Here is a 7,044-nt window from a genome sequence, read left to right as displayed (position 1 = left end):
CGCGGCAGCACGCCGACCGGAAGAGCCCGTCCCCGGCATCTGAGATCAACCCCACGCGTGCCCCCCGTCGCATCGGCGGCGGGAGGTGCGACAGCATGGGGCGCCGAGACCCTCGTACCTGCGAGTACATCCGGCCGTACGACCGAAAGGCGCCCCATGTCCGCCCCCGCGCACGCCCCCAAGCCCGAGATCCTCGCCGCGTTCGAGGCGGCGAAGGGATTCATGCCCGTGGACGAGGGGCTGGCGCTGTACGCGGCGGCGGTGGAGGCCGTGCGGCTCGGGCTGCCGCTGCTGGAGGTGGGCACCTACTGCGGGCGCTCCACCGTGCTGCTCGCCGACGCGGCCCGGGCGGCCGGGGTGACCGCGCTGACCGTCGATCACCACCGGGGCAGCGAGGAGCAGCAGCCCGGCTGGGACTACCACGACCCGGAGACCGTCGACCCCGAGGTCGGCCTGATGGACACCCTGCCCGCCTTCCGCCGCACGCTGTTCCGGGCGGGCCTGGAGGAGCACGTCGTCGCCCTCGTCGGCCGTTCCCCGCAGATCGCCGCGCTCTGGCGCACCCCGCTCGGCCTCGTCTTCGTCGACGGCGGCCACACCGACGAACACGCCACCGCCGACTACGAGGGCTGGGCCCCGCACGTGGCCGAGGGCGGCCTCCTCGTCGTCCACGACGTCTTCCCGGAGCCGGCGGACGAGTTCACCGGGCAGGCCCCCTACCGGGTGTATCTGCGGGCCCTGGCGTCCGGGGCGTTCTCCGAGGTGGCGGCGGCCGGCTCGCTGCGTGTCCTGCGGCGAACGGGAGCGGGGATCTGAGGTCCCGGTTAGAGTCGCAGACGTGTCGTATCTAGGCCCGGAGTTCGATCCCCCGCAGCCGCGCCGGTCCCGGCGCGGCCCGCTGACCGTGGCGCTCGCCGTGCTGCTGCCCGGTGCGCTGCTCGGCTGGCTGGCGTACGAGGCGGTGGGCGACGGCGGTTCCCCCGACGCCCGCCGCACCGTCTCGCCCGCCCCGAGCGCCCGCACGTCGGCGGCCTCCACCTCGCCCTCGGCGCCCGCCTCGCCGTCCGCCTCCTCCGGCGGCGACGCCAAGGCGCCCGCCGGGGAGCCGACGCCCCTGGGCACCGGCCCCCTCAAGGGCAAGGTGATCGTCGTCGACCCGGGGCACAACCCGGGCAACTTCCAGCACACGACCGAGATCAACCGCCAGGTGGACATCGGCACCAACCGCAAGGAGTGCGACACCACCGGCACGTCCACCAACGCCGGCTACACCGAGGCCCGGTTCACGCTCGACGTGGCGCACCGCCTGCGCACGCTCCTGGAACGGCAGGGTGCCACCGTCCGGTTCACGCACGACGGCGACAGCCCCGCCTGGGGGCCGTGCGTGGACGAGCGCGCCCGGATCGGCAACGCGGCGCACGCCGACGCGGCCATCTCCATCCACGCCGACGGCTCCGCCTCCGGCAACCGCGGCTTCCACGTGATCCTGCCGGGCTCCGTGCACGCGGGCGCCGCCGACACCCGGAAGATCGTCGGCCCCTCCCGCGACCTCGGCACCCGGATCGCGGGCACCTTCCTGCGCGAGACCGGCGAGCCGCCCTCCAACTACGTGGGCGACGGCACGGGTCTCGTCACGCGTACGGACCTGGGCGGTCTCAATCTGTCAACGGTTCCGAAGGTGTTCATCGAGTGCGGCAACATGCGCGATAGCAAGGACGCGGCACTGCTGACCAGCGGCGCCTGGCGGCAGAAGGCGGCGCAGGGGATCTCTGAGGGAATCGTGAGTTTCCTGCGCGAGTCGTGACGGCGGGCGGAACCGGCCGGACAGCCGGATCTTGCGACCGGTAGTGTCTACCGACGACGAGACGACTTTGCGAAGGACCCTTGAAGTGAATATCCGCTCCCTCACTAGAGGCGACGGCGCGGTGATCGTGGCAGCGGTGGTGCTGTTCATCGCCTCGTTCCTCGATTTCGAAAGCGCCTCCGTCTTCGGCGGCACCTACAGCCGGAACGCATGGGACAGCCTGGGCACGGGCCTGGGCATCTACATGGGCGCGGTGATCGGTGGCGTCCTCATCGTCGTCAACCGCTGCCTGCCGCAGCCGCGCAAGGTGGCCGGGCTCGACCTGGCGCAGGTCGGCACCGCGTTCGGCATCCTGGCCGCCTGGACGCTGCTGTGGTCGCTGATCGACCTCGGTGACGGAGTGGACGCCGGCGCCGGTCTCGTCCTCGGCTTCATCGCGGCCCTCGTCCTCGCGGGCGCCGCCATCGCCACGCCCCTGGTGCCCGCCCTGCAGGCTGCGCTGATCCCGGCCCCCAAGCCGGTCGCCCCGCAGCCGTACGGCGCCCAGCCGCCCGGTGGTTACGGCTACCCGGGCGCCCAGCCGCAGCAGCCGTACGGCGCCCAGCCGCAGCCGGGCCAGCCGTTCGGGCAGCAGTCGCCGGCCGCGCAGGGCGCCCCGGCGCCGCAGGGCGCCGCGCCGGACTTCTCGCCGTTCTGGTTCGCCGTGCCGGTCACCCGCCCCCTGTTCCCGGAGGACGGCTCGCCGGCCCCGATCGCCGAACTGGCGCCGGGCACCTGGTACCTGGCCGTCGAGCAGCGCGGCGCCGCGCTGGTCGCCCAGACCCAGGACGGCCGCCGTGGCGTGCTCCAGGACACCTCCGGCATCCAGCGCGGCTGAGCCCGCGCACCGCGCCGCATCCGGCCCCTCGCCCTTCCGGGCGGGGGGCCGTTGCCGTACAGTCGCCCCCGGCTGGTGAACTGACGGACCGTCAGGAGGCAGGCGGATGCGGCTCGGTCTCGCACTCGGCTACTGGGGACGCGGTCCCGGCACGGACCACGTGCCGCTCGCGCGGGAGGCGGAACGGCTCGGCTACGACTCGGTGTGGACGGCCGAGTCCTGGGGGTCGGACGCCTTCACCCCGCTCACCTGGATCGCCGCGCAGACGTCGACGATCAGGCTGGGCACCGCCGTTGCGCAGATGGCCGCGCGCTCGCCGACCGCCACCGCGATGCACGCGCTCACCCTGGACCACCTCTCCGGCGGGCGCATGATGCTCGGGCTCGGGCTGTCCGGGCCGCAGGTGGTGGAGGGCTGGTACGGCCGCCCGTTCCCGGCCTCACCGCTGACCGCGACCCGCGAATACGTGGACGTCGTACGGCAGGTGCTGCGCCGCGAGGCGCCGGTGGAGGTGGACGGGCGGTTCCATCCGCTGCCCTACCGCGGCCCGGACGGCACGGGGCTCGGCAGACCGCTCAAGCCCATCACCCACCCGCTGCGCCCGGACCTGCCCGTGCTGCTCGGCGCCGAAGGGCCGCGCAACGTGGCGCAGACGGCCCGGATCGCCGACGGCTGGCTGCCGCTGTACTGGGCGCCCGGCCGGCCCGAGGTGTACGGAGAGGTGGTGCGGGCGTTGCCGCCGGGCTTCCTGGTGGCCCCGATGGCCCGGGTGCAGGTGTGCGACGACGTCGCCGAGGGGCTGCTGCCCGTCAAGGCGATGCTCGGCTTCTACATCGGCGGGATGGGCCACGCCTCCCGCAACTTCCACGCCGACCTGATGGCCCGCATGGGGTACGAGGCGCAGGCCCGCCGTGTCCAGCAGCTGTTCCTTGCGGGGCGCCGCCGGGAGGCGGTGCTGGCCGTGCCGGACGCCTTCGCCGACGAGATCTCCCTGGTCGGACCGCGTGAACGCATCGCCGAGCGGCTGGAGTTGTGGCGCAAGGGCCCGGTGACGCACCTGCTGGCCATGGCACCGGACCCGCACACCCTCAGGGTGCTGGCCGAACTGAACTCGTGAGGGAACTCCTGACTGAGCGCCTGACAGAACGCCCGACTGAACTTCTGACGGAACTTCTGACGGAACTTCTGACGGAACTTCTGACGGAACTTCTGACGGAACTTCTGACCGAACGCCTGACGAACGCCTAGGAGCCGCTCCTGAGCTGGCTCGCCGACGGCACCTTGTTCTGGACCGGGGCGCCGGCGCTCTTGCCCGCGTCCTTGACCTTGTTGATGATGTCGTCGAAGGAGCCGGCCGCGTTCTGGTCGCCCTTGCGTAGTTTGGCCGGAAGGTCCTTCAGGGACTGGATGCCGGCGTTGAGCGGCGCGAGCGCCTTGGACAGGAGCGGATCGCCCTGAGCGTTGCGGACGGCGGCCTTGAGCCGGTTGTAGGCGAAGGCGCCGGCGAGGCCGGCCTTCACCAGGGTCAGCTTGCGGCCGTGGGCGCCCTTCTTGAACTTGCCCGCCTTCCACGGCTTGACGATCCACTGGTAGGTGGCGCCGGCCGCGAGAGCGGCGTTCGCCACGAACCGGGTCTTGGCGAACTTCTGCCGTTCGGCGGACGTGGTGGGGCTGGGGGTGTCGGCGGCCGGCAGCACCTGGACCGCCGCGGTGTCCTTCGTACTGGTGGTGGTCGCGCTGGCGCCGTAGGCCGCGGAACCGGCCAGCAGGGCGCAGCACAGGGTGAGTGCCACGCAGAGGCGGCGTATCGGTACGGGCACGAGTGCCTCCCGACAGGTGTCGCGGAGCGTTTGCTTCCTCCGCCAGGCTCACTCCGCAAGGCCCGCTACGCCACTCGGGGGACACGCCACGGGTTTCACCGTGCGTGATCCGGCAATCCGGAGAGTATGTCCCCTCGATATCGCAACGGTGCGAATCAGGCCGGGACGGTCATCGCGATCGTCGCCGACGTCATGGCGGTGATTCTCGGCCTGTGGATCCTGATGTATCTGCTGGACGCGAACCGGGCCAACAGCCTGGTGCAGGTCGTGCACGACGCCGCCGCATGGCTGGCGGGCTGGTCCCACGACCTGTTCACGTTCGACCGGGCGTGGGCCCGGGTGGTGGCCGGTTACGGACTCGCCGCCGTGGTCTACCTCTTCGTCGGCCACGCCATCGCCCACCGCATGCACCGGCACTGAACCGGGACCCCGGCACGCCGCCGCCCGGCGACAGGGCTAGCGGCAGCAGTCGGGGTCCAGGCCGGCCGGCAGGCGGTCGCCGCCGAAGACGGCGCAGGTGGCCTCGTGGCCGCCCAGCGCGGCCACGGCCAGCAGCAGGGAGCCGGCCGTCCAGGTGGTGAGTTCGCGGGGCCAGACGGCGTCGTCCTCGAAGACGTAGCCCGTCCAGTACAGGCCCGACTCGGGATCGCGCAGGTGCTGGATGGACTGCAGGATCTCCAGGGCCCGGTCGGACTCGCCCATCGCCCACAGGGCGAGCGCGAGTTCGCTGGACTCCCCGCCGGTCACCCACGGGTTGGGGACCACGCACCGCACCCCGAGGCCCGGGACGACGAACCGGTCCCAGGACTCCTCCACGCGGGCCTTGGCCTCCACTCCGGTCAGGGCGCCGCCGAGGACCGGGTAGTACCAGTCCATCGAGTAGCGGTCCTTGTCCAGGAAGCGCTCGGGATGCCGGCGGATCGCGTGCCGCAGCGCGCCGAGCGCCAACTCCCAGTCCGGCTGCGGCTCCTCGCGCTGCTCGGCGATGGCGAGCGCGCAGCGCAGCGCGTGGTGGATGGAGGAGCTGCCGGTGAGCAGGGCGTCGGTCGCGGGCGTGCCGTCGTCGTCGCGGCGCCAGCCGATCTGGCCGCCGGGCTGCTGCAGCCGCAGCACCCACTCCACGGCCGCGTGCACGGCCGGCCACATGCGGTCCAGGAACGTGTCGTCGCCGGTGGAGAGATAGTGGTGCCAGACGCCCACGGCCACGTAGGCGACGAAGTTGGACTCGCGGGCGCGCTCGGTGACGTCGTCGTGGGCGCCGTCGGCGTAGGCCGCGTACCAGGAGCCGTCCTCGTTCTGGTGGCGGGCGAGCCACCGGTAGGCCCGCTCGGCGGCCTCGTGCTCCCCGGCCGCGTCCAGCGCCATGGCGGCCTCGGTGTGGTCCCAGGGGTCGAGGTGGTGGCCGCGGAACCAGGGAATCGCGCCGTCCTCCCGCTGCACGGCCAGGATGCCGCGGACGGTCGCGGCGGCCTGCTCGGCGGTGAGGACCCCGGGCAGGACGAGGTGTTCTGTCCGGGGGGTGGTCACTTGGCGGCCACCTCGTCGGCGAGACGCGGCAGGTGGGGCTTGGTCGCGTAGACGACGAAGCTCTTGCCGATCAGCGGGTTCAGCGCCTGCTCGGCGACCCGGGTGGCCAGCGGCTTCTTCATGATGTCCCAGACCAGCAGCTTGTGGTACGCCCGCACGGGCAGCGCCTTGTCGTTGTCGACGCCGAAGGCGCACTTCAGCCACCAGTAGGGCGAGTGCAGGGCGTGCGCGTGGTGGCTGCCGTACGGCTTCAGGCCCGCCTCGCGGATCTTCGCGACCAGCTCGTCGGCCTTGTAGATGCGGATGTGGCCGCCCTCGACCTCGTGGTAGGCGTCGGACAGCGCCCAGCAGACCTTCTCGGGCCCGTAGCGCGGCACGGTGACGGCGAGGCGGCCGCCCGGCCTGAGCACGCGCACCATCTCCGCGAGGACGCCCTTGTCGTCGGGGATGTGCTCCATCACCTCGGAGATGATGACGACGTCGAAGGACTCGTCCGGGAACGGCAGCGCGAGGGCGTCGCCCTCCAGGGCGGTGGCGGTGGCGCCCTCGGGGGCCTCACCGGCCTCCTTCATGGCCGCGAACCACTTGGCGACCTCGCGGATCTCCTCCCCGTTCCGGTCGAGGGCCACGACCCGCGCGCCGCGCCGGTAGCACTCGAAGGCGTGCCGGCCGGCCCCGCAGCCGAGGTCCAGGACTCGGTCGCCGGGGGCGAGCGGGAACCGGGAGAAGTCGACGGTCAGCACGTGGCCCTGCTTTCGGTGTAGACGCCGGTGTCACTCGTGGCGGCCGCGGACGCGACGCTCGCCGAGGCCGCGGGCACCACACTCTGAGGGGCCGCGGAGCGGCCGGGTATCGGGGCCGTGGAGCGGCCGTCCCGGCCGTGGTCCCCGCCGCGCCCGTCCCGGGCGATGGCCTCGCGGTACCGGGCCACCGTGCCCTGCGCGGCGCGGGCCCAGGTGAAGTTGCGCAGCACCCGCTCCCGGCCCGCGCGGCCGAGCCGCACCCGCAGCTCACGG

General features: G+C 72.9%; 9 protein-coding genes. 5 read left to right on the top strand and 4 right to left on the bottom strand.

Annotation, left to right across the window (positions count from 1 at the left end; all coding sequences use genetic code 11):
* Positions 1 to 156 precede the first annotated feature (156 nt).
* The 4 genes from ACLU3S_RS34855 (at position 157) to ACLU3S_RS34840 (ending at position 3,798) form a co-directional block, all read left to right on the top strand.
* Positions 157 to 816, top strand: coding sequence for a class I SAM-dependent methyltransferase (locus ACLU3S_RS34855; RefSeq protein ID WP_413955983.1), 660 nt, complete (start codon positions 157 to 159; stop codon positions 814 to 816).
* 22 nt (positions 817 to 838) lie between these two features.
* Complete coding sequence (locus ACLU3S_RS34850; protein WP_413955982.1) at positions 839 to 1,804, top strand: N-acetylmuramoyl-L-alanine amidase; 966 nt, start codon at positions 839 to 841, stop codon at positions 1,802 to 1,804.
* A gap of 85 nt (positions 1,805 to 1,889) precedes the next feature.
* A complete protein-coding gene (locus ACLU3S_RS34845) occupies positions 1,890 to 2,681 on the top strand; it encodes a hypothetical protein (protein WP_413955981.1) in 792 nt (263 codons plus the stop codon).
* 106 nt (positions 2,682 to 2,787) lie between these two features.
* A complete protein-coding gene (locus ACLU3S_RS34840; protein WP_413955980.1) occupies positions 2,788 to 3,798 on the top strand; it encodes an LLM class F420-dependent oxidoreductase in 1,011 nt (336 codons plus the stop codon).
* A 127-nt stretch (positions 3,799 to 3,925) separates the two neighbouring features.
* Here ACLU3S_RS34840 and ACLU3S_RS34835 read toward each other — a convergent pair whose 3' ends face one another.
* Complete coding sequence (locus tag ACLU3S_RS34835; protein ID WP_413955979.1) at positions 3,926 to 4,501, bottom strand: hypothetical protein; 576 nt, start codon at positions 4,499 to 4,501, stop codon at positions 3,926 to 3,928.
* Positions 4,502 to 4,627: 126 nt separating this feature from the next.
* Between ACLU3S_RS34835 and ACLU3S_RS34830 the strand changes: the two genes are divergently transcribed.
* The gene (locus ACLU3S_RS34830; RefSeq protein WP_413955978.1) at positions 4,628 to 4,921 is read left to right on the top strand and encodes a hypothetical protein; all 294 of its coding nucleotides are present in this window, start codon (positions 4,628 to 4,630) and stop codon (positions 4,919 to 4,921) included.
* 36 nt (positions 4,922 to 4,957) lie between these two features.
* Here ACLU3S_RS34830 and ACLU3S_RS34825 read toward each other — a convergent pair whose 3' ends face one another.
* The 3 genes from ACLU3S_RS34825 to ACLU3S_RS34815 all read right to left on the bottom strand — a co-directional run.
* Complete coding sequence (locus tag ACLU3S_RS34825) at positions 4,958 to 6,028, bottom strand: prenyltransferase/squalene oxidase repeat-containing protein (RefSeq protein WP_413955977.1); 1,071 nt, start codon at positions 6,026 to 6,028, stop codon at positions 4,958 to 4,960.
* Positions 6,025 to 6,771, bottom strand: a complete 747-nt coding sequence (locus ACLU3S_RS34820) for a class I SAM-dependent methyltransferase (protein ID WP_413955976.1) — start codon at positions 6,769 to 6,771, stop codon at positions 6,025 to 6,027. The genes ACLU3S_RS34825 and ACLU3S_RS34820 overlap by 4 nt, the downstream gene beginning before the upstream one ends.
* Positions 6,765 to 7,044: glycosyltransferase (locus tag ACLU3S_RS34815; protein WP_413955975.1), on the bottom strand; the 280-nt coding region annotated here is incomplete at its 5' end. The genes ACLU3S_RS34820 and ACLU3S_RS34815, both read right to left, overlap by 7 nt.

The organism is Streptomyces sp. AF1A (assembly GCF_047340315.1).
GTDB lineage: Bacteria > Actinomycetota > Actinomycetes > Streptomycetales > Streptomycetaceae > Streptomyces.
This window is presented reverse-complemented; position numbering and strand designations above follow the sequence as displayed.